Genomic DNA, 24,079 nt, shown 5'->3' with positions numbered 1-24,079 from the left:
CCAGCGTTCAATCTGAGCCATGATCAAACTCTTCAGTTCAATACTGCTTGGGTTTTTAAGAAACCCTAAACTTGGCTCAGCAATCTCAAATGACTATGTGATTTCTCGCATGGCCACTTCTGATGCTGATAATCTTTGTGACTATCAGTCCGTACTCACAAGCACCCACACGAATTGCTTGATTCGATTTGTTAAAGAGCGTTTGGCTAAGAGCTTTTCATCTCAACCGAGGCGCGCATTCTACGCTTTCCTCATTTGCTGTCAAGCGTTTATTTTGAAGTTTTTTGCGAGAAACTCGTTTAGCTTCAAACACTTGACTCGCTGCGATCGCTCGTAGCGGGAGGCGAATCATACAGCGTTTAAAACCGCTGTCAACCTTCATCTCGACCGCTGCCGATCATTCGATCGAAGCACTTCCGATACTACCTGAATTACTCAACTCTTTGATTATCAAGGAGTTTTGCGCTTCGACCACCTCGGAAGTGGGGCGCATTATAAGGGCATTTGAGACCGCGTCAACCCTTGAATTCGAAGAAAGCCGAATATCGCTGAAAAGCAAAGCGGGGCGGCCTGACGGCCACCCCGCTTTTATCAGGACCACACCCCTTCATAGCACGCCGGTATCGCGAAGCCGTCGCACCTCATCTGCATCCAACCCCAGCACGTCTACCAGCACCGCATCGGTATGCTCACCCAGCAGCGGCGGCGCCCGTCGATATTCCACCGGCGTCTCCGACAGGCGAATAGGGCTCGCCACCTGTGGCACGCTACCCGCCAATGGGTGTGGAATGTCCACTGCCAGCCCACGCGCGAGCACCTGCGGGTCCTGGAACATCTGCGCCAGGTCATTGATAGGCCCACACGGCACCCCGGCGGCCTCCAGCTGGCTCACCCACTCGGCCGTGGTCTTGAACACCGTGGCCTGACGGATCAAAGGGATCAGTTCCGCCCGGTTGGCCACTCGCATTTTATTGGTAATGAAGCGCGGATCGTCTGCCCATTGTGGTTGCCCGGCCACCTCGGCAAATTTGCGGAACTGGCTGTCGTTACCCACGGTAAGGATGAAATCGCCATCCGCCGTCGGGAAATCCTGGTACGGCACGATATTCGGATGCGCATTTCCCAGGCGACGAGGCGGTACACCTGTGGTCAGGTAGTTCATCGCCTGGTTGGCCAGGCAGGCGACTTGAACATCGAGCAATGCCATGTCGATGTGCTGGCCTGCCCCGGTCTGCTCCCGGTGGGCGAGGGCAGCGAGAACCGCCACGGTGGAATACAGCCCGGTCAGGATGTCGGTCAGCGCCACCCCCACCTTCACCGGCCCTGCGCCTTGCTCACCCTCCGGGCGGCCGGTCAGACTCATCAGCCCACCCAACCCCTGGATCATGAAGTCATAGCCGGCGCGCTTGGCATAAGGCCCGGTCTGGCCGAAGCCGGTGATGGAACAGTAGATAAGCCGCGGATTGACGGCTTTCAGGCTTGGGTAGTCCAGGCCATAGGCAGCCAACCCACCCACCTTGAAGTTCTCGATGACGATATCGGACTTCGCCGCCAACTCACGCACCAGGCGTTGCCCCTCGGGCTGGGTGAAGTCGATGGTCACCGAGCGCTTGTTGCGGTTGGCCGACAGGTAATAAGCAGCCTCGCTGGTATTCTGCCCCTCGGCATCCTTGAGGAAGGGCGGCCCCCACGAGCGCGTGTCGTCGCCACTGCCAGGGCGCTCGACCTTGATCACATCAGCACCGAGGTCAGCGAGAATCTGGCCAGACCATGGGCCGGCCAACACGCGCGAAAGGTCCAGCACCCGCAGATGTGATAGCGCGCCCATGGGCTGGCTCCTTATCAATAGAAGGCCTGGATACCGGTTTGCGCGCGCCCCAGGATCAGCGCATGCACGTCATGAGTACCCTCATAGGTGTTGACCACCTCAAGGTTGACCAGGTGACGGGCCACACCGAATTCATCGGAAATGCCATTGCCACCCAGCATGTCACGCGCCATGCGGGCGATATCCAGTGCCTTGCCGCAGGAGTTGCGCTTCATGATCGAGGTGATTTCCACTGCAGCCGTGCCTTCGTCCTTCATCCGCCCAAGGCGCAGGCAGCCCTGCAGCGCCAGGGTGATTTCGGTCTGCATGTCGGCCAGCTTTTTCTGGATCAGCTGGTTGGCCGCCAATGGGCGACCGAACTGTTGCCGGTCCAGGGTGTACTGACGCGCGGTGTGCCAGCAGGCTTCGGCGGCACCCAGCGCACCCCAGGAGATGCCATAGCGCGCCGAGTTCAGGCAGGTGAACGGACCTTTGAGGCCGCGCACCTCGGGGAATATGTTGCCTTCCGGTACGAACACATTGTCCATGACGATTTCGCCGGTGATCGAAGCGCGCAAGCCAACCTTGCCGTGGATCGCCGGTGCGCTGAGACCTTCCCAGCCCTTTTCCAGGACAAAGCCGCGAATATCCCCCTCGTCATCTTTGGCCCAGACTACGAACACATCGGCGATCGGGCTGTTGGTGATCCACATCTTGCTGCCAGTCAGGCGGTAGCCGCCGTCGACCTTGCGTGCACGGGTAATCATCGAACCCGGGTCGGAGCCGTGGTTAGGCTCGGTCAGGCCGAAGCAGCCGATCCATTCGCCGCTGGCCAGCTTGGGCAGGTACTTCTGCTTCTGGGCCTCGGTACCGAATTCGTTGATCGGCACCATCACCAGCGACGACTGCACGCTCATCATCGAGCGGTAACCCGAGTCGATACGCTCCACCTCGCGGGCGATGAGGCCATAGCACACGTAGTTCAGGCCACTGCCACCATATTGCTCGGGAATGGTGGCGCCCAGCAGCCCGACCTCACCCATTTCACGGAAGATCGCAGGGTCGGTCTGCTCATGACGGAAGGCTTCGAGCACACGCGGCGCGAGCTTGTCCTGGGCGAACTGATAAGCGCTGTCACGCACCATGCGCTCTTCTTCAGTGAGCTGCTGATCGAGCAGCAGCGGGTCGATCCAGTTGAAGCTTGCTTTACCGGCCATGAGTGAGATCCTCGAAATTGGGAGCAGTTTCTTGTGCCTTTGAGCCTAGGCCTGATCGGCTGCAGGGACAAACGAGGATTGCGCACCAATTAGTGATAATTTGTCACTTCGTAAATGGGCAAAACGCCTTATTGACAGCGTGACAAGTGAGGTTGACGTACATGCGGCGCAAGATTCCCAGTACCGCTGCGCTGGTTTGCTTCGAAGCGGCGGCGCGCAACGAGAGCTTTACCAAAGCCGCCCAGGAGCTCGCCCTGACCCAGGGGGCTGTTTGTCGGCAGATAGCGGGCCTGGAAGCTTTCCTCAATGTGGAACTGTTCCGCCGCTCGCGGCGTGGAGTGAAACTGACCGAAGCCGGCCTTTCCTACAGCCGCCAGGTGGCCGCCCAACTGGATGCCGTCGAGCGCGACACCTTGTCGGTGATGCGCCAGCAGGGCGCCAACGTGATCGAATTGGCCGTGGTGCCTACCTTCGGCACCCAGTGGCTGCTCCCGCGGCTCAAGGATTTCCAGCAGCGTCACCCAGAGGTCACGGTCAACCTCACCAATCGCACCCGGCCTTTCCTGTTTGCCGACACGACCTTCGATGCAGCCATCTACTTTGGCGATGGCGACTGGTCCGGCACCCAGTCGCACCGGCTGATGGGAGAAAACCCGGTACCGGTATGCAGCCCGGCGCTGCTGCACGGCCAGGGTACGCTCGAGCCACAACGGATTGCCCAGCTGCCGTTGCTGCAGCAAAGCACGCGCCCCTATGCCTGGCGCCAATGGTTCAGCAGCATCGGCATGAACGTGGAACGCGACATGACAGGCCCGCGCTATGAACTATTCTCGATGCTCGCCCAGGCGGCCATGCATGAAATGGGCATTGCCCTGATTCCGCCATTCCTGATCCAGCGCGAGTTGGAGGAGGGTAGGTTGGTGGTCGCTAACTGGCATGCCCTCAGCAGTGACAAGGCCTACTATCTGATGATTCCGGAGCGCAAGGTGGAGTCGGCTTCGCTGCGCGCTTTCCGCGACTGGCTGGTTGGCCAGGCCCAGGCCTACACAGCAAGAAGTTAGTTGAAGCGCTACAACCTGACTTCGTAGTCAATTATTTTAAACACCTACAGATGTATGTATTTGTCGCATAGACATAAACTGTTATGCGAGTGCAAAAATCCTGTTTGACCCGGCTGACTGCGCGGCTTTGCGGGTTATTTTGCGACATTCACCAAGCTGTAAGCGAATTGGCCAGAAATTTTTTGATTTTTTCTCCTAGTCTGCCAATAGCCCTTGCTTGACGGGCTGCAGCCTGACCGTTGCGACATACGGTCACAGGGTGACTTGTAGTTTTGACTTCGTTTCGCTCCAGAACCGGTTGAAGGCCCCTGGCTTCGTCTGCAAAATGCTTCGCCCGCCCGGGATTCGGCGGGCCGGCGCTCCACAGCCGCCCCAGCGCACCATCCGAAGTGTGTTGGCTTTTACAAAGACAAAAGGTCACCGCAGGAGAAATAGTCGTGCACATTGGTGTTCCTCTCGAGACGCAGACCGGTGAGACAAGGGTCGCTGCGACCCCCGAAACCATCAAGAAACTGATTGGCCAGGGCCATCAGGTTACCGTCCAACGGGGGGCAGGGCTCAATGCCAGCATTCCGGACAGTGCCTATGAGGCCGTGGGCGCTTCCCTTGGGAGCGCAGCCGATGCCTACGGCGCCCAATTGGTGCTCAAGGTGGTCGCCCCCAACGACCAGGAACTGGCCCTTATCAACAGCGGCAGCCTCCTGGTGGGCATGCTCAACCCCTTCAACAACGAGCTGATCGGCAAGATGGCCGAACGCGGCATTACCGCCTTCGCCCTGGAAGCCGCGCCACGCACCTCGCGGGCCCAAAGCCTCGATGTGCTGTCGTCGCAGGCCAACATCGCCGGTTACAAGGCAGTGTTGCTGGCAGCCCATCACTATCCACGCTTCATGCCCATGCTGATGACCGCCGCCGGTACAGTTAAGGCTGCGCGCGTGCTGATTCTGGGGGCGGGCGTTGCCGGCCTGCAGGCCATCGCCACGGCCAAGCGCCTGGGCGCAGTGATCGAGGCGTCGGATGTACGCCCGGCGGTGAAGGAGCAGATCGAGTCGCTGGGGGCGAAGTTCATCGACGTGCCGTACGAGACCGATGAGGAACGCGAGTGCGCCGAAGGCGTGGGCGGGTATGCCCGGCCGATGCCAGCCAGCTGGATGCAACGCCAGGCCCAGGCCGTGCACGAGCGCGCCAGGCAAGCGGATATCGTCATCACCACCGCGCTTATCCCAGGGCGCAAGGCGCCAACCCTGCTCAGCGCAGAAACCGTCGCGCAGATGAAGCCTGGCTCGGTGGTCATCGACCTTGCGGCAGCCCAGGGCGGCAATTGCCCGCTGACCGTCGCCGACCAGGTGGTGCAGCACAACGGCGTGATCATCGTCGGCCCGACCAACCTGCCAGCCCAGGTGGCTGCCGATGCTTCGGCGCTGTATGCACGCAACCTGCTGGACTTCATGAAGCTGCTGTTCGACAAGGACGGCGTGCTGGTCATCAATCTCGAAGACGACATCGTCGCGGCCTGCCTGATGTGCCGCGATGGCCAGGTCGTCCGCAAGAACGGCTAAGGAGCACGACAATGGAAGACATGCTGATTTCCCATGGCATCTACAACCTGATCATCTTCGTGCTGGCCATCTACGTGGGCTACCACGTGGTCTGGAACGTCACCCCGGCGCTGCACACCCCGCTGATGGCCGTTACCAACGCCATCTCCGCCATCGTCATCGTCGGCGCCATGCTGGCCGCCGCGCTGACCGTGACCCCGGCCGGCAAGCTGATGGGTACCCTCGCCGTGGCCCTGGCCGCGGTCAATGTGTTCGGTGGCTTCCTGGTCACCCGCCGCATGCTTGAGATGTTCAAGAAGAAAGCCAAGAACGAGGGGCAGAAGTAAGCATGAGCATGAATCTGGTAACACTCCTCTACCTTGTCGCCTCGGTCTGCTTCATCCAGGCGCTCAAGGGCCTGTCGCATCCGACCACCTCGCGGCGCGGCAACCTGTTCGGCATGATCGGCATGGGGATCGCCATCCTCACCACGGTTGGCCTCATTTACAAGCTTGGTGCCGAGCTGGCTACCGCCGGCATCGGCTACGTCCTGGTTGGCCTGCTGGTCGGCGGTAGCGCTGGCTCGATCATGGCCAAGCGCGTCGAGATGACCAAGATGCCGGAGCTGGTCGCCTTCATGCACAGCATGATCGGCCTGGCCGCGGTGTTCATCGCCATCGCCGCCGTGCTGGAGCCGCAATCGATGGGCATCGTCGCCGCGATCAGCGACCCGATCCCCACCGGTAACCGCCTGGAGCTGTTCCTCGGCGCGGCCATCGGTGCCATTACCTTCTCCGGTTCGGTGATTGCCTTCGGCAAGCTCTCGGGCAAGTACAAGTTCCGCCTGTTCCAGGGCGCACCGGTACAGTTCGCCGGCCAGCACAAGCTGAACCTGATCCTCGGCCTGACCACCATCGCGCTGGGCTTGCTGTTTACCTTCACCGGGCACTACAGCGCCTTCACCCTGATGCTGGTCCTGGCCTTCATCATGGGCGTGCTGATCATTATTCCGATCGGCGGCGCCGACATGCCGGTGGTGGTGTCGATGCTCAACAGCTATTCGGGCTGGGCAGCGGCCGGCATCGGCTTCTCGCTGAACAACTCGATGCTGATCATTGCAGGCTCGCTGGTCGGTTCGTCCGGTGCCATCCTTTCGTACATCATGTGCAAGGCAATGAACCGTTCGTTCTTCAACGTCATCCTCGGCGGTTTCGGCGGCGATACCGATGCTGGCGCGGCGCAAGGCTCGAAAGAGCAGCGCCCGGTGAAATCCGGCTCGGCTGACGATGCCACCTTCCTGCTCAGCAACGCCGACAGCGTGATCATCGTTCCGGGTTACGGCCTGGCGGTGGCCCGCGCACAGCATGCACTGAAGGAACTGACCGAGAAGCTGAGCCACAACGGCGTGACCGTGAAGTACGCGATCCACCCGGTGGCCGGCCGTATGCCCGGGCACATGAACGTGTTGCTGGCCGAGGCGGAAGTGCCTTACGACCAGGTGTTCGAGATGGAAGATATCAACGCCGAGTTCGGTCAGGCCGACGTGGTACTGGTTCTGGGCGCCAACGACGTGGTCAACCCGGCAGCGAAGAACGACCCGAAATCGCCGATTGCCGGTATGCCGATCCTCGAAGCCTTCAAGGCCAAGACCATCATCGTCAACAAGCGCTCCATGGCCAGCGGCTATGCCGGGCTGGACAACGAACTGTTCTACCTCGACAAGACCATGATGGTGTTTGGCGATGCCAAGAAAGTCATCGAGGACATGGTCAAGGCAGTAGAGTGACAGCCGCTACTGCAAACCAGCTGATATAAAGAAAGCCCCGGTCAGAATCTGCCGGGGCTTTTTTGATTGATCCGGATCAACGGCTCTACTTCAAGGCTTCTCATACGACCATGGTCGTGGGACGGCAAGGGGCGAAGTCTCTAGACTGCGCTGCAGTAGTTTCAGTAGCCCGAGATAACAATCCATGTACCGTGATCGTATCCGCTTGTCCTCCCTGCATAGCAAGGTAATGAGTGCGGCTGATGCCGCTGGTCTGATCGAGGACGGCATGACCGTCGGCATGAGCGGTTTCACCCGCGCCGGCGAAGCCAAGGCCGTGCCGCATGCCCTGGCCGAGCGAGCCAAGCAGTCGCCACTGAAAATCAGCCTGATGACCGGCGCCAGCCTGGGCAACGACCTGGACAAGCAACTGACCGAGGCCGGCGTGCTGGCTCGTCGCATGCCGTTCCAGGTCGACAGCACACTGCGCAAGGCCATCAACGACGGCAAGGTGATGTTCATCGACCAGCACCTGTCGGAAACCGTCGAACAACTGCGCAACCAGCAGTTGAAGCTGCCGGACATCGCGGTCATCGAAGCCGTGGCCATCACCGAGCAAGGCCATATCGTGCCAACCACCTCGGTGGGCAACTCGGCCAGCTTCGCGATCTTCGCCAAGCAGGTGATTGTCGAGATCAACCTCTCGCACAATACCAACCTCGAAGGCCTGCACGACATTTATATCCCCACCTATCGCCCGACCCGCACGCCTATCCCGCTGGTCAAGGTAGACGACCGAATCGGCAGCACCGCGATCCCGATCGACCCGGCCAAGATCGTCGGTATCGTCATCAGCGACCAGCCGGACTCGCCATCCACCGTACTGCCGCCGGATGACGAAACCCAGGGCATCGCCGACCACCTGATCAACTTCTTCAAGAAAGAAGTGGAAGCTGGCCGCATGACCAACAAGCTCGGCCCGCTGCAGGCCGGTATCGGCAGCATCGCCAACGCGGTGATGTGCGGCCTGATCGAGTCACCGTTCGAAGACCTGACCATGTACTCCGAAGTACTGCAGGACTCCACCTTCGACCTGATCGATGCTGGCAAGCTGAGCTTCGCCTCGGGCAGCTCGATCACCTTGTCCACCCGCCGCAACGCCGACGTGTTCGGTAACCTGGAGCGCTACAAGGACAAGCTGGTGCTGCGCCCGCAGGAAATCTCCAACCACCCGGAAGTGGTCCGGCGCCTGGGCATCATTGGTATCAACACCGCGCTGGAGTTCGATATCTACGGCAACGTCAACTCCACCCACGTGTGCGGCACCAGGATGATGAACGGCATCGGTGGCTCGGGGGACTTCGCCCGTAACGCTCACCTGGCGGTATTCGTCACCAAGTCGATTGCCAAGGGTGGTGCGATCTCCAGCGTGGTACCGATGGTCAGCCACGTCGACCACACCGAGCACGACGTCGACATCCTGGTGACCGAGCAAGGCCTGGCCGACCTGCGTGGCCTGGCGCCGCGTGAGCGGGCAAGGGCGATCATCGACAACTGTGTGCACCCGGACTATCGCGCTGCGCTGAACGATTATTTCGAACGCGCCTGCCAGCGGGGCGGCCATACTCCGCATATCCTGCGTGAAGCGCTGAGCTGGCACGAAAACCTGGAAGAAACTGGGCGCATGCTGGCTGGCTGACCACACCGTTCCCGGAATGGCGGCCCTGCTTCCGCTGTTCCGGTCCCTGTATTTATAGGCGCGGCCTTGGGTCGCGATGTGCTGTGCAGCGGCCCTGCAATCTCAGCTATAACATCGTACCTTGGGGCCGCTTTGCGGCCCTATCGCGACACAAGGCCGCTCCTACAAGACCTGTGCTTTACAGTCCAATCATTTTAGATAACAAAAACTGTTCTACTGTGCTGGTATTTTTACCGCCGCAAGCCGGACCAAACACTCTCCATCTCTAAAAACGCACCATATGTGTGCGCACCAGTACAGTTACGCCAATTTCGAGTGCAACAGTAGGGTTACACAGTTAACTGAGCCATCGTCTTTCCACTGAACTGTATCTACTGTTATGGACAGCAGAGGAGGATCATTGGCATCAGTTAAATCACTACCTAATCCCGCCATAAGCGGAAGGATGAAACATCATGGAACGTACCCTCAGTTCCGGTCTGGTTTTTGAAAGCAACGCCCAGCAATCCAACGCTTCGCTGCCGCTGCGCGCCCTGTCCACCCTGCTGCTGTGGCAGCGCCGTATGGCCAGCCGCCGTCAACTGGCTCGCCTGGACGCCCGCCTGCTGGCCGATGCCGGTATCAGCGAGTCGCAGCGTTACGAAGAGCTGAGCAAGCCTTTCTGGCGCTAAGCTCCGGCTTGCCGGCTTCGGCCGGCACCGCGAATTCTCAAAACCCGTTGCAGGAGACTGCGACGGGTTTTTTGTTTGTAAGGCCCATGCTAGAGCCCTTGCAGGCAATACCAGTACAGTTTATTTAATTTTAAAATCAAACGGTACAATTCCAATCCCGCCTTTCATTAACATCTGGAAACACCGGCGCGTGATACGCTTGGCTTAACAGTCTGGTAGAACCCACTGTCAAAAGTACCGCGACGAGCTGTGCGAGCGTCCGATAAGCAGAACCACCCGACCCTAGTCCAGGAGTCCACCATCATGTCTCGTAAATACCTGATTGGCGCAGCCCTGATGCTGAGCCTGGCCGGCACCGCAAGCGCCACCAGCTTCGTTGTCACCACCGACGCCGTCGTTGGCGCGGTGGCTGCGTCCACCGATGCCACTTCCGACATTTCTTCCTCGTTCCGTGACGACAAGATTGTCCAGGCCGCCCGTGACGACGCCGCCAGCTTCGTTGGCAGCCAAGGCGATATCCGTGGTGCCAAGCTGGAGAGCGCGTTCCTGCACATCCGTTCGCAGATGCCAGCGCTGCAGGCCAGCGACGCGCAACTGGCCCAGGCCATCCTGGCGCTCTGACCCCGACTGATTCGTGCGGCTGTGCCGGTTTGCGCCGGCACGGCCGTACGCCGTTGCCCCCACGTTTCCAGCTGTCGTAAAGCCCATGCGTTATCTGTTGCCTCTGCTGTTTTCCGTTGTTGGCATGGCCAGTGCCCATGCCATGGACACCGCTACGCAAGGCCTGGTCATCACAGGCTATGTCACCAGCCAGGTCACCACTGCACCGTTCGACCGTAAACTGGTCCGCCAGGCCCGCGACGATGCGGCTGCCTTCGTTGCCAGCGACGGCCAGATCCGTGGCGTGCGGCTTGAGGCAGCACTGCAGGCGTTACGCCACAATTGCGCACGGCAGGCCGTCGGCGACCTGGAACTGGCGCAAGCAATTCTCGTCCAATAATTCATCTGGCTCCTTGTATTTTCGGAGATGTTCCATGCGTAAACCGCTGATTGCCGCTACCCTCGGCATGCTCCTGCTGGCCGACCTGGCCCAGGCCCAGACCCTGGTGGCCACCAGCAACATCATCGTGCGTGCCTTTGGCCGCTCGATCGATTTCACTTCTGACACCACCACCTCGATCCGCGACTCCAAAGTGGTGCGCGAAGCCCACGACGACGCTGCCAGCTTCGTCGCAAGCAACGGAGATATCCGCGGCGCCCAGCTCGAGGCAGCCTTCAATACCTTGCGCGAGCGCGTGCCGGAAGCACGCGGCGCCAGCGACCAGGTACTGGCTGAAGCCATCCTCGCGCTGTGAACCGCGTGCGCGCCTGGCTGCTCGGCTGCGCCCTGACGCTGCTCGGCACGCCCGCCCTGGCCGACCTGCAGCTCGAGCTGCAGGCGTCCGGCCTTGATTCGCAACAAACTCAAGCCACCCAGGCCCTGCTCGACGAGGCCCTGGGCAAGCTGCCACCCCGTTTCAAGCAACAGCTGGACCGCCGTGTGCGGGTCAGCTGGAGCGACAACATGCCGGCCGACGCCTATGGCCAGGCATCGCTGGTTTCTACCCTGGAGCTTAACCGTCGCCTGCTGCCCAGCCTCGCTGATGGCAGTGCTGCCAGCGAACGTACCAACCGCCCACATGGCACTGTGCGTGAAGAACTGCTGGCCACCGTGCTGCATGAGCTCACCCATATCTACGACCGCGCCCGGCTGTGGCCTAGCGCCGAGAGCTCGCTGATCGCCCGCTGCAAGCGCCAGCAAGGCACGCTTGGCAAGATCGGCCTGCCCGAGGCATGCCGTGGCCAGGCAGAGCGTCGCTTTACCCTCAGCGACGACCCGCGCCTGCTCGATCTGGCCGGCTGGCAGCAATACGTGGGCCGACGCGGCGAGCGCGAACAGCACAATGGCCAGTTCGTGCGCAGCCCGGACAGTTATGAGCTGAGCAGCCCCAAGGAATACATCGCGGTCAACATGGAGTATTTCCTCCTCGACCCGAGCTACGGTTGCCGCCGCCCGGCACTGAACCAGTACCTGCGCGAGCACTTCGGCTGGGCACCGCAACAGGACGCCTGCGCCAAAGGCCTGCCATTCATCAACGCCGGCAGCGATTTCGCCCGCCAGCCGCTCGGCGAGATCGACCCTGAGCGGGTCTATGAAGTGGACTATCTGCTGGCCGAAGCCAACCAGAACCTGGTCAGCCGCTGGGGCCACAGCATGCTGCGCCTGGTCATCTGCAAGCCGGGCCGGCCACGCGGGCCGGACTGCCGCCTCGACCTCGACCAGAGCCTGGTGCTGTCGTACCGCGCCTTTGTCAATGATGTGCAGCTGTCGAGCTGGGACGGCCTGGTCGGCGCCTACCCGTCACGGCTGTTCGTGCTGCCGCTGGGCCAGGTGATCGACGAATATACCAAGACCGAACTGCGCAGCCTGGCCTCGGTGCCCTTGCGGCTCAGCCGCGACGAGATAGAGAACCTGGTACGCCAGGCCGCCGAAATGCACTGGAGTTACGACGGCAACTACTGGTTCCTGTCCAACAACTGCGCGGTGGAGTCGTTGAAACTGCTGCGCAGCGGCACTGCCAACCCACGCCTGAACGACCTCGACAGCATCATGCCCAACGGCTTGCTGGCGGTGCTCAAGGGCAGGGGGCTGGCTGATACCAGCGTGCTTGACGACCCGCGCGAAGCGCTGCGCCTCGGTTACCGCTTCGACTCCTACCGCGACCGCTATCAGGCCATGTTCGAGGTATTGAAGAAGCAGCTGCCGATCAAGCAGGACAAGGTCGAAGACTGGCTGGGGCTGGACGCCGAGCAACGGCGGGCCTGGTTCGCCAAGGCCGACCTGCGCACCAGTGCAGCCTTGCTGCTGCTTGAACAGGCCAGCTTGCGCCGGCAATTGTTGCTGGCCCAGGACGAGGTCAAACAGCGCTACCTGAATGCCGCCGCGCAGAATGACGGCAGCGTCAGCAAGGCCGACGCCACCCTCAGGCAGATGCTCGCCAACAGCGGCTTCCTCAGCCGCCCGGCAGAGTTGCTCGACACCAAGGGCTACGGGCTGCCGCAACCGCAGGAGCGCAAGCACCTGGAGCGCGTCAGCAGTGAGCGGCAGGCGCAGCTGTTGCGCTTGAGCACCAACCTGGACAAAGAGGTGAGGGCGCTGCTGGAGCCGTCGCGGGCCAGCGAAATTGCCGCCGTCGAGGCCAATGTAAAGCAGATCGGCGAGCATCTGCGGGCCTTGCACAAGGCCGCCGGTGGCCTGCAGTTGTGAGTATGGCTGTACCGGCCCTATCGCCAGCAAGCCGGCTCCCACTATCTACACAAGTCTGATGGTGGCGGGATACCTGTGGGAGCTGGCTTGCCGGCGATAGGGCCAACAGCACAATTTCTTACAGGTTTTCCTCGGCCTCCGAAGGCAGATTTTCATCCAGGTGAAGCCAAGGCAACCGGCTGCCCACCCAGATATGCCGCTTGGCCCTGACCCGTTCCGGGTGGTCCAGCGTCGCCACCGTCACATCCACCGTGCCCAGGCTATGCGTGGTCACCAACGCCACATGCGCCCCGCAATGCCCACAGAAGTACCGGCTGCAACTGGCTGGCGCGACATAGCAGTTCGGCTCGCCCGCCAACCAGCGGAACCCCGAACGGGGCAGGGTGAGCCAGGTCACCACCAGCCCTCCGCTGACCCGCCGGCAGATCGAACAATGGCAATGGGCAATATCCGTCAGATCGCCCTCCAACCGATAACGCAAGGCGCCACAATGGCAGCCGCCCTCGGTCATATCCTGCATCACCTACCTCTCGTCGCCTTTGCTTCGGCGAAAGCTGGCTGAAAGCTTGCCCTCATAGGATAGCCCCCACTACCGGCACAAGACCGGTCAGCCAGCGCACCCGGTAACCACCGCGCCCGGCCCAATCAACAACAACAATGGTGATTCTGATGTATTCCTGTGCCCCACGTTCCGTAGCCCCCCTCCGCATGCTCCCCGCGCAGCGCCAAACACGCTGATCCGCCCGAATCGACGTTCCTTTCGCCGCGCCACACCTGGAGTACTGCCATGCTGACCTTCCTCGGCTTTGCCATGGTCATCACCTTCATGTACCTGATCATGACCAAGCGCCTGTCGGCCTTGATCGCGCTGATCCTGGTACCGATCCTGTTCGCCCTGTTCGGCGGCTTTTCCGCCAAGATCGGCCCGATGATGCTCGAGGGCATCAGCAAGCTCGCGCCAACCGGAGTGATGCTGATGTTCGCCATCCTCTACTTCGCCCTGATGATCGACTCCGGCCTGTTCGACCCGGCCGTGCGCAAGATCCTCAAGCTGGTCAAGGGCGACCCGCTGAAAGTCTCCGTCGGCACCGCCGTGCTGGCCCTGGTGGTCTCGCTCGACGGTGACGGTGCCACTACCTACATGATCTGCTGTGCCGCCATGCTGCCCATGTACAGCCGCCTGGGCATGAGCCCGCGGATCATGGCCGGCCTGATCATTCTCGCTGGCGGGGTGATGAACATGACTCCGTGGGGTGGCCCGACTGCCCGCGCCGCCAGCGCCCTGCACGTGGACCCGTCGGAGATCTTCGTGCCGATGATCCCGGCCATGCTGTTCGGCGTACTGGCGATCCTGGCCATCGCCTACCTGTACGGCAAGCGCGAGCGTGCCCGCCTGGGCGAACTGCACCTGCCCACCGACGATATCGACCATAGCGAAATCACCGTTTCGCAGTTCCCGGATGCGCGTCGGCCGAAACTGCTGTACTTCAACGGGGCCCTGACCGCTGCGCTGATGGCGGCGCTGATCGCCGGGGTGCTGCCGCTGCCAGTGTTGTTCATGATCGCCTTCAGCATCGCCATGATCGTCAACTACCCCTGCCTGCAACAGCAGAAGGACCGCATTGCCGCTCACGCCGGCAGCGTGCTGGCGGTCACCGGGCTGATCTTCGCCGCCGGCATCTTCACCGGCATCCTGTCGGGTACCGGCATGGTCGACGCCATGTCCAAGAGCCTGCTGGCGGTCATCCCGGAAGCGCTCGGCCCGTACCTGGCGGTGATCACCGCGATTGTCAGCATGCCGTTCACCTTCTTCATGTCCAACGACGCGTTCTACTACGGCGTGCTCCCCGTGCTGGCCGAAGCCGCCAGCCACTACGGCATCAGCCCGGTGGAAATGGCCCGTGCCTCGATCGTCGGGCAGCCGGTACACCTGCTCAGCCCGCTGGTACCCTCCACCTATCTGCTGGTGGCCCTGGCCGGCATCGAGTTCGGCGATCATCAGCGCTTCACCTTGAAGTGGGCAGTGCTGGTGTGCCTGTGCATAATGCTCGCCGCGCTGCTGATGGGGATTTTCCCGCTGTTCAGTAGTCTTTAATAAACGCGAATCACCCTAACGCGACGTGCCCTGGTGTGGGCACGTCGCCTTTACCGCTCGAAGGAAAACACATGGAATGGCTGACCAGCCCGGAAATCTGGGTTGCCTTTTTCACCCTTACCGCGCTTGAGATCGTCCTCGGTATCGACAACATCATCATGATCTCGATCCTGGTCAGCCGCATGCCCAAGCACATGCAGCCGCGCACCCGGATCTTCGGCCTCGCCCTGGCCATGGTCACCCGCATCATGCTGTTGCTGTCGATCACCTGGGTCATGCGCCTTACCGCCGACCTGTTCGTGGTGTTCGACCAGGGTATTTCCGGGCGTGACCTGATTCTGTTCTTCGGTGGCCTGTTCCTGCTGTGGAAAAGCTCGCAAGAGATCTACCACGGCCTGGAAGGCGAGGATGAGAACGCTGAAGAGCCGAAAGGCGCGGGTGGCAAGTTCTTCTATACCATCATCCAGATCGCCATCATCGACATCGTGTTCTCGCTGGACTCGGTCATTACCGCAGTGGGCATGGTGTCCCACGTACCGGTGATGATCGCCGCCATCGTCGTCGCGGTGCTGGTGATGATGCTGTGCGCCGGCACCATCAGCGAGTTCATCGACAAGCACCCGTCGTTGAAGATGCTCGCACTGTCGTTCCTGATCGTGGTCGGTACCGTGCTGATCGCCGAATCTTTCGACGTGCACGTGCCGAAGGGCTACGTCTACTTTGCCATGGCATTTTCGCTGGCGGTGGAGGCCATCAACATTCGCATGCGCACCGCCCTGGCCCGCAAGGAAGGCAAAGAGCACGAACCGGTGAAACTGCGCAAGGACATTCCGGGTCAATAAGATCAGGAAGCGCAGTACAAAAAGGGCCCTTCGGGGCCCTTTTTTTCATGCCGGCAATCATTCATTTCCAGCGTGTTTCAAATAAATGGCAGCCATGCGAAGCTGGCAACAGCTACGCAAAACGACTAAAGCTTTGAGTGAGCACTGAAAATTCTTCAAACGCTCGCGCTTCATCTCTTGGCCCGCTGGGCCAATGTATCAGGGGGCCGTCGCCATGCTGACCCTGCTCAACCTGCTCTCGGCCGTGACACTTCTGGTCTGGGGCACCCACATCGTACGTACCGGCATCCTTCGGGTATTCGGCTCGAGCCTGCGGCGCATCATCGGCCACAACATGAACAAGCGGCCGCTGGCGTTCGTCGCCGGTATTCTGGTCACCGCCATGGTGCAAAGCAGTAACGCCACCGCCATGCTGGTCACCTCGTTCGTCGGCCAGGGCCTGATGGCCATGACCCCGGCCCTGGCGATCATGCTCGGAGCCGACGTGGGGACCGCGCTGATGGCCCGGGTGCTGACCCTGGACCTGTCGTGGCTATCGCCGCTGCTGATCTTCCTCGGCGTGATCTTCTTCCTCTCGCGCAAGCAGACGCGGGCCGGCCAGCTGGGCAGGGTAGGCATCGGGCTCGGCCTGATCATCCTGGCACTTGAGTTGATCGTGCAGGCCGCTACGCCGATTACCCACGCCCAGGGTGTGAAAGTGCTATTCGCCTCGCTGACCGGCGACATCATGCTGGATGCCCTGGTCGGTGCGCTGTTTGCCATGGTTTCCTATTCCAGCCTGGCCGCCGTGCTGCTCACGGCGACGCTGGCGGGCGCCGAAGTGATCAGCCTGCCGGTGGCCATCGGCCTGGTGGTCGGCGCCAACATCGGCAGCGGCCTGCTGGCCTTCATCAGCACCAGCATGCAGAACGCCGCCGGCCGTCGGGTGGCCCTGGGCAGCCTGTTGTACAAGCTGATTGGCCTGTTGCTGATCATCCCTGTGCTGCACCCGCTGGTGGCCTGGATGGACTCACTGAGCTTCAGCGCGCAGGAGCTGGTCATCGGCTTTCACCTGCTCTACAACACCCTGCGCTGCCTGATCATGCTGCCCACGGTGAAACCGATGGGCCGGTTGTGCAACACCTTGCTACCCGACCGGGAAAACGGCAATGGCCAGGTACGCCCGCGCCACCTCGATACTTCGGCACTGGAAACCCCCAGCCTGGCCCTGGCCAACGCTGCGCGCGAAACCCTGCGCCTCGGCGACATCGTCGACAGCCTGCTCGAAGCCATGCTCGGTGCCCTGCGCGGCGCCCAGACAGCCTTGCCGCAGCAGGTTCGCGCCTTGGGCGAAGACGCCGACGCCTTGTACAACGCGATCAAGCTGTACCTGGCGCAAATGTCGCGTGAAGACCTCAGTGAGCAGGACAACCGTCGCTGGGCGGAAATCATCGAGCTGGCGATCAACCTCAAGCTGGCCTGTGACCTGATCGAACGCATGCTGCGCAAGGTCCAGCAACAAAAAACCAGCCAGCGCCGGGAATTCTCCCAGGTGGGCCTGGAAGAGCTGACCGGGCTGCAGGAACAGCTGCTGGCCAACCTGCGCCTTGGGCTGTCGGTATTCCTCAGTGCCGACTCGGAGAGCGCCCGCCTGCTGTTGCGCGAGAAGCGCCGATTCCGCGCCCAGGAACGGCGCCTGGCCCACGCCCACGTCAGCCGCTTGCAGCGCAAGGTGGTGCAAAGTATCGAGACCAGTTCGCTACACTTGGAGCTGATCGCCGACATGAAGCGGTTGAACTCTTTGTTCTGTAGCAGTGCCTATGTGGTACTGGGTGGCTCGGACACGGGCGGGCTGATGCTCGACAGCGTGCCGGACGAAGCCCGCCTGCCGTGATTTCCGCCTACCTGAGGACCCAAGCTCGCCCATGCGTTGCCTGATGTTCGTTTGCCTGCTGATCTGCAGCCTGCCCACATTCGCCCTCGACCGCTCGCGGGTTGAAGGCTACCTGTTGCCCAATGGCCTGCAGGTCATCCTGAAAAACGGCTACGAACGTGACCATGTGGCGATCCGCCTGGTAGTCGGCGTAGGCCTGGACGACTTCAATTGCGAGCAGAAGGAGCTGCCACACCTGCTTGAGCACTTGCTGTTCAGCGGCATCGATGAAAGCGGCGAAGGTGGCCTGGAAGAGCGCCTGCAGGCGCTGGGTGGCGAATGGAACGCCTATACCAGCAGCGCCGACACCACGTTCGTCATCGAAGCGCCAGCGCGTAACCAGCGCAAGGTCCTCGACCTGCTGCTGGCAGTTATCCGCGACACCCAGATCGATGCCAAAACGCTGGCCACCGCCAAGCGCATCATCGAGCGCGAGGATGGCGGCCACTATGGCCACCTGCAGCGCTGGCTCGACCGCCAGGACATCGGCCACCCCGCCAGCGACCAGCTGGCCACCGAACTGGGCCTGAAGTGCCCGGAGCGCTCCAACCTCGACGACATGACCTTGGAGCAGGTGCAAACCTTGCGTGACCACTGGTACGCGGCCAACAACATGACCCTGATCATGGTCGGCGGCCTCGACCGCCTGCTGCCGGCCTACCTGGAACGTACCTTCGGCGAACTGCCTGCCAGCGAGCCGGAAGAGCGCCGTACCCTGGAAAGCATCAGCCAGCAGGCCGAGCAGCGCCGCGACCTGACCCGTGGCTGGCTGGGTGACAACGTCAAGCTGCACTGGCTGTTCGTCGAGCCAGTGCTGGACAACGACCACCAGGCCACCCTTGACCTGCTGTCGCATTACCTGGAATGGGCGCTGTATGACCAGCTGCGCCTGCGCAACGGGCTGTCCTACGGCCCTTCGGCGCAACGTGAAAGCTTTGGCGACACCGGCCTGCTCAGCCTCAATGCCGACCTTGAACGCGAAGACATCGACCAGGCGGTCAAGGTGATGCAAGCGTTGTTCGACCACCTGCGCAAGGAAGGCCTCGACCCGGACACCTTTGCCCGCATCAAGGACGCCAGCGTTGCCAAGGAAAGCTGGAGCACCCAGGGTAACAGTGCCTTGGCCGACTATTACTGGGGTGCCCTGAACGACTACAACGACGGGCGCTTCACCGACCCTGCGCGCAAGCTGCGCCAGGTGAGCCTGGAGCAGGCCAATGAAGCGCTCAAGGCATTGCTCAAGAAGGATGGTTATGTGCGCGTCGAGAAGCCGTTGCTTGGCTATGATGACCTTTATGGCCTGGCGGCCTTGCTGTTGGGGCTGATCCTTGCGGCAGGGCTGTTGCGCTGGCGTCGGCATGGCCCGGAAAAACCGGGCGGCGCTACACGCTAGCGTGTAATCGGCGGTATCCTTTTGCCATTACCGGCCGCTTCGCGGGCACGCCCGACCCACAAGGAGCGCTTTATCGCTGAGCCTTGTGGGAGCGGGCATGCCCGCGAAGCGGCCGGCACAGCCACCTCATCTTCTCCGTTGTAGAGCCAATGCCCCACATACCCCGCATCGTCCAGCGCATCATCGATCTGCTCAAACGCTACCCCGGCATCATTGCGCTTGGCGGTTTCCTTTCAGGCATCGGCAGTTTCATCCTGGTTGACCGTCAGGCCAGCCTGGCCAGCTGGGTGGCCGTGCTGATGCTGGTCAGCTGGGTCTGGCTGATGCTGGAGAACACCCTCACCGGCCTGTTCGCGCGGATCTTCAACCGCGAAATTCCGCAACCGCTGTTGCGCTATGCAACGCAGATGATTCACCAGGAATCGCTGTTCTTCGTGCTGCCATTCTTCTTCGTCACCACCACCTGGAACAGCAGCCAACTGGTGTTCACCGGCCTGCTCGGCGCCGCCGGCCTGGTCTCGATCATCGACCCGCTCTACTACAAGTGGCTGGCACCACGGCGTTGGCTGTTCCTGGCGCTGCATACGCTGACCCTGTTCGCCGCATTGCTCACTGCGCTGCCGATCATCCTGCACCTGACCACCGCGCAAAGTTTCAAGCTGGCCCTGATCATCGCCATGGCACTGTCGTTCCCCAGCCTGGCCAGCAGCTTCCCGATCAACAACTGGCGGCGTGCCGTCGCCCTGGTGCTGGTTACCCTGTCGGTCGGCGGCGGCGGGTGGCTGCTGCGCTCATGGGTGCCACCGGCGACCCTGTGGATGACCGACGTCGCGGTCAGCACCGAGGTGCAAAACCGCCAACCAGGCGCTTCGCTGAAAGAAATCGCGGCCAGCCGCATCAGCAGCGACGGGCTGTATGCCTATACCGCGATCAATGCGCCACGCGGCCTGAACGAACGGATCTACCACGTCTGGCAAAAAGATGGCCAGGAGGTCGACCGCATTGCCCTGGACATCCATGGCGGCCGCAAGGAAGGCTACCGCGCCTGGACGCACAAACAGAACTTCCCGCCGAACCCGGAGGGCAAGTGGCAGGTAAGGGTACTGACCGAAGATGGGCAGGTGATTGGCGTACTGCGCTTCAAAGTGGTCGACGACACGCCAGCGCAATGATGAGGGAGAGACGTTGTGCCCCCCGTGCCCCACACAGCACATAATCACCAAACAGCCCCTGCCCGCTGCGCTATGATCAGGCCCTGAGCCTCACTGCCGAGTCAGGAGCATGGAGCCCGATGACCCCACCCAGCGCCACCCTGGACACCAGTAGCCAACCGGCTTGCCTGCGCATTACCGGCGACTGGACGCTGGCGCATTACGCCAGCCTCAAGCGTGACAGCGAGCATCTGCGCGCACAGTACGCCGCCGATACCGTTGCCGATCTCAGCCAACTGGGGCGCCTGGATACCGCCGGGGCCTCGCTGCTGGCCGAACTGCTCGGTGCCGAGCGCCTGTCGCACTGCACCGACCAACTGCCCGAAGCCAGCCGCGCACTGCTGAAGAACGTGTATTGCTCCGTGCAGGACTACTGCATTCCGGTCAAGGAGCCCGAGCGCAACGTGCTGCTGTTGCTGCTGGAACGCATCGGCTGCGCCGTCGGCACCTTGTGGCAAGACAGCCTGCAGTTGCTCGGCTTCGTTGGCGTGATTCTCGAAACCCTTATGCGCCGCGCCCTGCAACCGCATCGCTGGCGCTTTACCCCGGTCGTCGCGCACATCGAACAGACTGGCCTGGATGCCGCGCCCATCGTCGCCTTGCTGACCTTCCTGGTGGGCGCGGTGGTAGCCTTCCTCGGCGCCACGGTGCTGGCTGATTTCGGCGCGACCATCTTCACCGTCGACCTGGTGGCCTTCTCGTTCCTGCGCGAGTTCGCCGTGCTGCTGACCGCCATCCTCATGGCCGGGCGCACCGCCAGTGCGTTCACCGCACAGATCGGCTCGATGAAGGCCAACGAGGAGATCGACGCCATCCGCACCCTGGGCCTGAACCCCATGGAACTGCTGGTGGTGCCACGGGTACTGGCCTTGCTGATTTCGCTGCCCTTGCTCACCTTTGTCGCGATGATCTGCGGCATCGCCGGCGGCGCGGTGGTATGTGCGCTGTCGCTGGACATTTCACCAGCCATGTTCCTGTCGCTGCTGCAAAGCGACATCGGCGTACAACATTTCCTGGTGGGCCTGGCCAAGGCGCCGTTCTTCGCCTTCCTGATTGCCGCCATTGGCTGCCTGGAAGGCTTCAAGGTCAGCGGCAGCGCCGAATCGGTAGGGGCGCATACCACCTCGGCAGTGGTGCAGTCGATATTCGTGGTCATCGTGCTGGACGCGGTGGCCGCCCTGTTCTTCATGGAGATGGGCTGGTGAGTGGCCGGGAACGCGTGATCGAGGCGCGGGGCATCTGCAACCGCTTTGGCCGCCAGAGCGTGCATGAAAACCTCGACCTCGACCTGTACCGCGGCGAGATCCTCGCCGTGGTCGGTGGCTCAGGCAGCGGCAAATCGGTACTGCTGCGCAGTATCATCGGCCTGCGGCGGCCCAATGAGGGGCAGATCAAGGTGTTCGGCCAGGATCTGGCCGGCCTGCGCGAAGAGCAACGCTCACTGGTCGAGCGGCGCTTCGGCGTGCTGTTCCAGAAGGGCGCGTTGTTTTCCTCGCTGACGGTGACCGAGAACGTGGCCTTGCCGTTGATCGAGCATGCCGGGCTGTCCCGCGCCGATGCCGAGCATCTGGCCGGGGTGAAGCTGGCCCTGGCCGGCTTGCCGATCTCAGCCGCTGACAAGTACCCGGCCTCGCTGTCCGGCGGCATGATCAAGCGCGCGGCACTGGCCCGCGCCTTGGCGCTGGACCCTGACATCCTGTTCCTCGACGAGCCCACCGCCGGCCTGGACCCGATTGGCGCCGCCGCCTTCGACCAACTGATCCTGACCCTGCGTGACGCGCTGGGCCTGTCGGTATTCCTTATCACCCACGACCTCGACACCCTCTACACCATCACCGACCGCATCGCCGTGCTGTCGCAGAAGAAGGTCCTGGTCGCCGGCCCGCTGGCCGAGGTCGAACAGGCCAGCGACGCCTGGATTCAAGAATATTTTCATGGCCCACGCGGGCGCGCAGCCGAACAGGCCGCCGTCCGAGCCGGGCAGGAGCGCTGAGCAATGGAAACCCGAGCCCATCACGTCCTTATCGGCCTGGTCACCGTCCTGGTGGTGGCCGGCGCCATGCTGTTCGGCCTGTGGCTGACCAAATCCAGTGTCGACGACGCCTTCAAGGACTACGAGGTGGTGTTCAACGAAGCGGTCTCTGGCCTGTCGCGCGGCAGCCCGGTGCAGTACAACGGGATCAAGGTGGGTGACGTGTCGACCCTGCGCCTGGACCCGAAAGACCCCCGCCGGGTACTGGCACGGGTGCGCTTGAGCGCAGACACCCCAGTGAAGGAAGACACCCAGGCCAAGCTGACCCTGGCCGGCGTGACCGGCAACTCGTTCATCCAGCTCAGCGGCGGCACCCCGCAAAGCCCTGAACTGAAAGGCAAGGACGGCAAGCTACCAGTGATCATCGCTTCGCCCTCGCCGATCTCGCGGCTGCTCAATGACAGCAGCGACCTGGTGACCAACATCAACCTGCTGCTGCACAACGCCAACCAGATGTTCTCCGACGACAACATTGGCCACCTCAGCAACACCCTGGCCAACCTCGACAAGACCACTGGCGCCTTCGCCGGCCAGCACGGCAGCATCACCCAGGCCATCGAGCAACTGGTGGAGGTGGGCAAGCAAGCCAGCGCCACCCTGGCTGAAACCCAGGCGCTGATGCGTAATGCCAATGGCCTGCTGGGCAGCGAGGGCAAACAGGCGATCGGCAGCGCCGAGCAGGCCATGCAGTCGTTGGCCGAAAGCACCGCAACCATCAACCGCCTGCTCGAGGACAACCGCGAAGCGATTGGCGACGGCGCCCAGGGCCTGAACCAACTCAGCCCGGCGATTCGCGAACTGCGCGAAACGCTCAACGCACTCAAGGGTATTTCCCGGCAGCTGGAGGCCGACCCCAGCGGCTACCTGCTAGGCCGCGACAACAACAAGGAGTTCCAGCCATGAAACCGTCGCTGCGCCTGCTGGCCCTGGCGGCTGCGCTGAGCCTGGCCAGTGCCTGCTCGATCCTGCCGCAGAGCGAACCCGTCGACCTCTATCGCCTGCCGGTCAACCAACCCAGCCGTACAGTGCCAGCGCTGGACTGGTCACTGCGCCTGAACAAGCCGCTGGCCAGCGAGGTGCTGGCCGGTCCGCGGATTGCCGTGATTCCCCAGGGCAACGTGGTCAGCAGCTACAAGGGCGCACGCTGGAGCGACGCGGTGCCGGTGCTGCTGCGCAATCGCCTGCTGGACGGCTTTCAGCGTGACGGCCAGGTACGGCGGCTGAGCGCCGACGACAGCAATCTGCAGGCCGACTTCGAACTGGCCGGCGAGCTGCAGGCGTTCCAGAGCGAATACCGGGCGGACGGGGTGGTGGAAGTGGTGATTCGCTATGACGCACGGCTGGTACAGGGGCGCACTCAGCGCGTCCTCGCCAGCAAACGCTTCGAAATCCGCAAACCATTGGCCGAACGGCAGGTGTCAGCGGTAGTCGCAGGCTTTGGCCAGGCTTGTGACCAGCTGACTTCGCAGGTGGTGGGCTGGACCATTGCCCAGGCAGGTAGCGTTCCCGCGCCCTGAAAGCCTGTCCGC

At 62.1% G+C, this 24,079-nt stretch carries 22 protein-coding genes; 19 read left to right on the top strand and 3 right to left on the bottom strand.

Annotation, left to right across the window (positions count from 1 at the left end; genetic code table 11):
* Positions 1–607: 607 nt before the first annotated feature.
* Both JKP78_RS10000 and JKP78_RS09995 read right to left on the bottom strand, forming a co-directional pair.
* Positions 608–1,828 (bottom strand): CaiB/BaiF CoA transferase family protein, encoded by a 1,221-nt coding sequence (locus tag JKP78_RS10000; RefSeq protein WP_186690189.1) that lies wholly within the window; start codon positions 1,826–1,828, stop codon positions 608–610.
* A gap of 14 nt (positions 1,829–1,842) precedes the next feature.
* Entirely contained in the window at positions 1,843–3,024 is a 1,182-nt protein-coding gene (locus tag JKP78_RS09995) for an acyl-CoA dehydrogenase (RefSeq protein WP_200626604.1), read from the bottom strand.
* A 161-nt stretch (positions 3,025–3,185) separates the two neighbouring features.
* Between JKP78_RS09995 and JKP78_RS09990 the strand changes: the two genes are divergently transcribed.
* From JKP78_RS09990 to JKP78_RS09945, 10 genes are all read left to right on the top strand, one after another.
* Positions 3,186–4,085, top strand: coding sequence for a LysR family transcriptional regulator (locus JKP78_RS09990; RefSeq protein ID WP_200626603.1), 900 nt, complete (start codon positions 3,186–3,188; stop codon positions 4,083–4,085).
* Positions 4,086–4,522: 437 nt separating this feature from the next.
* Positions 4,523–5,644 carry a Re/Si-specific NAD(P)(+) transhydrogenase subunit alpha gene (locus tag JKP78_RS09985; protein WP_186690193.1) on the top strand — a complete coding sequence of 374 codons (1,122 nt, stop codon included), beginning with the start codon at positions 4,523–4,525 and terminating at the stop codon, positions 5,642–5,644.
* Positions 5,645–5,655: 11 nt separating this feature from the next.
* Positions 5,656–5,970 carry an NAD(P) transhydrogenase subunit alpha gene (locus JKP78_RS09980; RefSeq protein ID WP_016484308.1) on the top strand — a complete coding sequence of 105 codons (315 nt, stop codon included), beginning with the start codon at positions 5,656–5,658 and terminating at the stop codon, positions 5,968–5,970.
* A gap of 2 nt (positions 5,971–5,972) precedes the next feature.
* Positions 5,973–7,409, top strand: a complete 1,437-nt coding sequence (locus JKP78_RS09975) for an NAD(P)(+) transhydrogenase (Re/Si-specific) subunit beta (RefSeq protein ID WP_170027715.1) — start codon at positions 5,973–5,975, stop codon at positions 7,407–7,409.
* A 184-nt stretch (positions 7,410–7,593) separates the two neighbouring features.
* Entirely contained in the window at positions 7,594–9,087 is a 1,494-nt protein-coding gene (locus tag JKP78_RS09970) for an acetyl-CoA hydrolase/transferase family protein (protein WP_170027714.1), read from the top strand.
* 455 nt (positions 9,088–9,542) lie between these two features.
* Positions 9,543–9,758, top strand: coding sequence for a DUF1127 domain-containing protein (locus JKP78_RS09965; RefSeq protein WP_003256968.1), 216 nt, complete (start codon positions 9,543–9,545; stop codon positions 9,756–9,758).
* Positions 9,759–10,061: 303 nt separating this feature from the next.
* Positions 10,062–10,379, top strand: coding sequence for a DUF2388 domain-containing protein (locus JKP78_RS09960; RefSeq protein ID WP_170027713.1), 318 nt, complete (start codon positions 10,062–10,064; stop codon positions 10,377–10,379).
* Between the two features lie 85 nt (positions 10,380–10,464).
* A complete protein-coding gene (locus tag JKP78_RS09955) occupies positions 10,465–10,758 on the top strand; it encodes a DUF2388 domain-containing protein (RefSeq protein WP_186690195.1) in 294 nt (97 codons plus the stop codon).
* Positions 10,759–10,792: 34 nt separating this feature from the next.
* Positions 10,793–11,113: a DUF2388 domain-containing protein gene (locus tag JKP78_RS09950; RefSeq protein ID WP_012316830.1), complete on the top strand. Its 321-nt coding sequence runs from the start codon at positions 10,793–10,795 to the stop codon at positions 11,111–11,113.
* Complete coding sequence (locus JKP78_RS09945) at positions 11,110–13,065, top strand: DUF7844 domain-containing protein (protein ID WP_170027711.1); 1,956 nt, start codon at positions 11,110–11,112, stop codon at positions 13,063–13,065. The genes JKP78_RS09950 and JKP78_RS09945 overlap by 4 nt, the downstream gene beginning before the upstream one ends.
* A gap of 118 nt (positions 13,066–13,183) precedes the next feature.
* On the opposite strand, the gene JKP78_RS09940 is transcribed toward JKP78_RS09945, so the two are convergent.
* Positions 13,184–13,585, bottom strand: coding sequence for a GFA family protein (locus JKP78_RS09940; RefSeq protein ID WP_170027710.1), 402 nt, complete (start codon positions 13,583–13,585; stop codon positions 13,184–13,186).
* A 267-nt stretch (positions 13,586–13,852) separates the two neighbouring features.
* Between JKP78_RS09940 and JKP78_RS09935 the strand changes: the two genes are divergently transcribed.
* From JKP78_RS09935 to JKP78_RS09895, 9 genes are all read left to right on the top strand, one after another.
* Positions 13,853–15,160 carry a CitMHS family transporter gene (locus tag JKP78_RS09935; protein WP_170027709.1) on the top strand — a complete coding sequence of 436 codons (1,308 nt, stop codon included), beginning with the start codon at positions 13,853–13,855 and terminating at the stop codon, positions 15,158–15,160.
* A gap of 71 nt (positions 15,161–15,231) precedes the next feature.
* Positions 15,232–16,002 carry a TerC family protein gene (locus JKP78_RS09930; RefSeq protein ID WP_170027708.1) on the top strand — a complete coding sequence of 257 codons (771 nt, stop codon included), beginning with the start codon at positions 15,232–15,234 and terminating at the stop codon, positions 16,000–16,002.
* A 214-nt stretch (positions 16,003–16,216) separates the two neighbouring features.
* On the top strand, positions 16,217–17,875 hold the full coding sequence (locus tag JKP78_RS09925; RefSeq protein WP_200626602.1) for a Na/Pi cotransporter family protein: 1,659 nt from the start codon (positions 16,217–16,219) through the stop codon (positions 17,873–17,875).
* 31 nt (positions 17,876–17,906) lie between these two features.
* Positions 17,907–19,307 (top strand): M16 family metallopeptidase, encoded by a 1,401-nt coding sequence (locus JKP78_RS09920; protein ID WP_186690201.1) that lies wholly within the window; start codon positions 17,907–17,909, stop codon positions 19,305–19,307.
* A 149-nt stretch (positions 19,308–19,456) separates the two neighbouring features.
* The gene (locus JKP78_RS09915; RefSeq protein ID WP_186690203.1) at positions 19,457–20,479 is read left to right on the top strand and encodes a DUF5924 family protein; all 1,023 of its coding nucleotides are present in this window, start codon (positions 19,457–19,459) and stop codon (positions 20,477–20,479) included.
* A 119-nt stretch (positions 20,480–20,598) separates the two neighbouring features.
* The gene (locus tag JKP78_RS09910) at positions 20,599–21,723 is read left to right on the top strand and encodes an ABC transporter permease (RefSeq protein ID WP_186690205.1); all 1,125 of its coding nucleotides are present in this window, start codon (positions 20,599–20,601) and stop codon (positions 21,721–21,723) included.
* The gene (locus JKP78_RS09905; protein WP_186690207.1) at positions 21,720–22,511 is read left to right on the top strand and encodes an ABC transporter ATP-binding protein; all 792 of its coding nucleotides are present in this window, start codon (positions 21,720–21,722) and stop codon (positions 22,509–22,511) included. Before JKP78_RS09910 ends, JKP78_RS09905 begins: the two co-directional genes overlap by 4 nt.
* 3 nt (positions 22,512–22,514) lie before the next feature.
* A complete protein-coding gene (locus tag JKP78_RS09900; RefSeq protein ID WP_170027702.1) occupies positions 22,515–23,453 on the top strand; it encodes an MlaD family protein in 939 nt (312 codons plus the stop codon).
* The gene (locus JKP78_RS09895; protein ID WP_200626601.1) at positions 23,450–24,067 is read left to right on the top strand and encodes an ABC-type transport auxiliary lipoprotein family protein; all 618 of its coding nucleotides are present in this window, start codon (positions 23,450–23,452) and stop codon (positions 24,065–24,067) included. The genes JKP78_RS09900 and JKP78_RS09895 overlap by 4 nt, the downstream gene beginning before the upstream one ends.
* Positions 24,068–24,079 lie beyond the last annotated feature (12 nt).

Origin of the sequence: Pseudomonas sp. LAM2023, from assembly GCF_016620375.1 — a bacterium.
Taxonomy (GTDB): Bacteria; Pseudomonadota; Gammaproteobacteria; order Pseudomonadales; family Pseudomonadaceae; genus Aquipseudomonas; species Aquipseudomonas anuradhapurensis.
The sequence above is the reverse complement of the archived record's forward strand: the minus strand, read 5'-3'. Positions and strand labels throughout refer to the sequence as shown.

Coding starts and splice junctions, on each gene's coding strand:
- JKP78_RS09990 (WP_200626603.1), top strand. CDS start 3,186: ATGCGGCGCAAGATTCCCAGTACCGCTGCGCTGGTTTGCTTCGAAGCG.
- JKP78_RS09965 (WP_003256968.1), top strand. CDS start 9,543: ATGGAACGTACCCTCAGTTCCGGTCTGGTTTTTGAAAGCAACGCCCAG.
- JKP78_RS09970 (WP_170027714.1), top strand. CDS start 7,594: ATGTACCGTGATCGTATCCGCTTGTCCTCCCTGCATAGCAAGGTAATG.
- JKP78_RS09900 (WP_170027702.1), top strand. CDS start 22,515: ATGGAAACCCGAGCCCATCACGTCCTTATCGGCCTGGTCACCGTCCTG.
- JKP78_RS09980 (WP_016484308.1), top strand. CDS start 5,656: ATGGAAGACATGCTGATTTCCCATGGCATCTACAACCTGATCATCTTC.
- JKP78_RS09925 (WP_200626602.1), top strand. CDS start 16,217: ATGCTGACCCTGCTCAACCTGCTCTCGGCCGTGACACTTCTGGTCTGG.
- JKP78_RS10000 (WP_186690189.1), bottom strand. CDS start 1,828: ATGGGCGCGCTATCACATCTGCGGGTGCTGGACCTTTCGCGCGTGTTG.
- JKP78_RS09950 (WP_012316830.1), top strand. CDS start 10,793: ATGCGTAAACCGCTGATTGCCGCTACCCTCGGCATGCTCCTGCTGGCC.
- JKP78_RS09975 (WP_170027715.1), top strand. CDS start 5,973: ATGAGCATGAATCTGGTAACACTCCTCTACCTTGTCGCCTCGGTCTGC.
- JKP78_RS09895 (WP_200626601.1), top strand. CDS start 23,450: ATGAAACCGTCGCTGCGCCTGCTGGCCCTGGCGGCTGCGCTGAGCCTG.
- JKP78_RS09960 (WP_170027713.1), top strand. CDS start 10,062: ATGTCTCGTAAATACCTGATTGGCGCAGCCCTGATGCTGAGCCTGGCC.
- JKP78_RS09955 (WP_186690195.1), top strand. CDS start 10,465: ATGCGTTATCTGTTGCCTCTGCTGTTTTCCGTTGTTGGCATGGCCAGT.
- JKP78_RS09915 (WP_186690203.1), top strand. CDS start 19,457: ATGCCCCACATACCCCGCATCGTCCAGCGCATCATCGATCTGCTCAAA.
- JKP78_RS09910 (WP_186690205.1), top strand. CDS start 20,599: ATGACCCCACCCAGCGCCACCCTGGACACCAGTAGCCAACCGGCTTGC.
- JKP78_RS09995 (WP_200626604.1), bottom strand. CDS start 3,024: ATGGCCGGTAAAGCAAGCTTCAACTGGATCGACCCGCTGCTGCTCGAT.
- JKP78_RS09940 (WP_170027710.1), bottom strand. CDS start 13,585: ATGCAGGATATGACCGAGGGCGGCTGCCATTGTGGCGCCTTGCGTTAT.
- JKP78_RS09935 (WP_170027709.1), top strand. CDS start 13,853: ATGCTGACCTTCCTCGGCTTTGCCATGGTCATCACCTTCATGTACCTG.
- JKP78_RS09920 (WP_186690201.1), top strand. CDS start 17,907: ATGCGTTGCCTGATGTTCGTTTGCCTGCTGATCTGCAGCCTGCCCACA.
- JKP78_RS09930 (WP_170027708.1), top strand. CDS start 15,232: ATGGAATGGCTGACCAGCCCGGAAATCTGGGTTGCCTTTTTCACCCTT.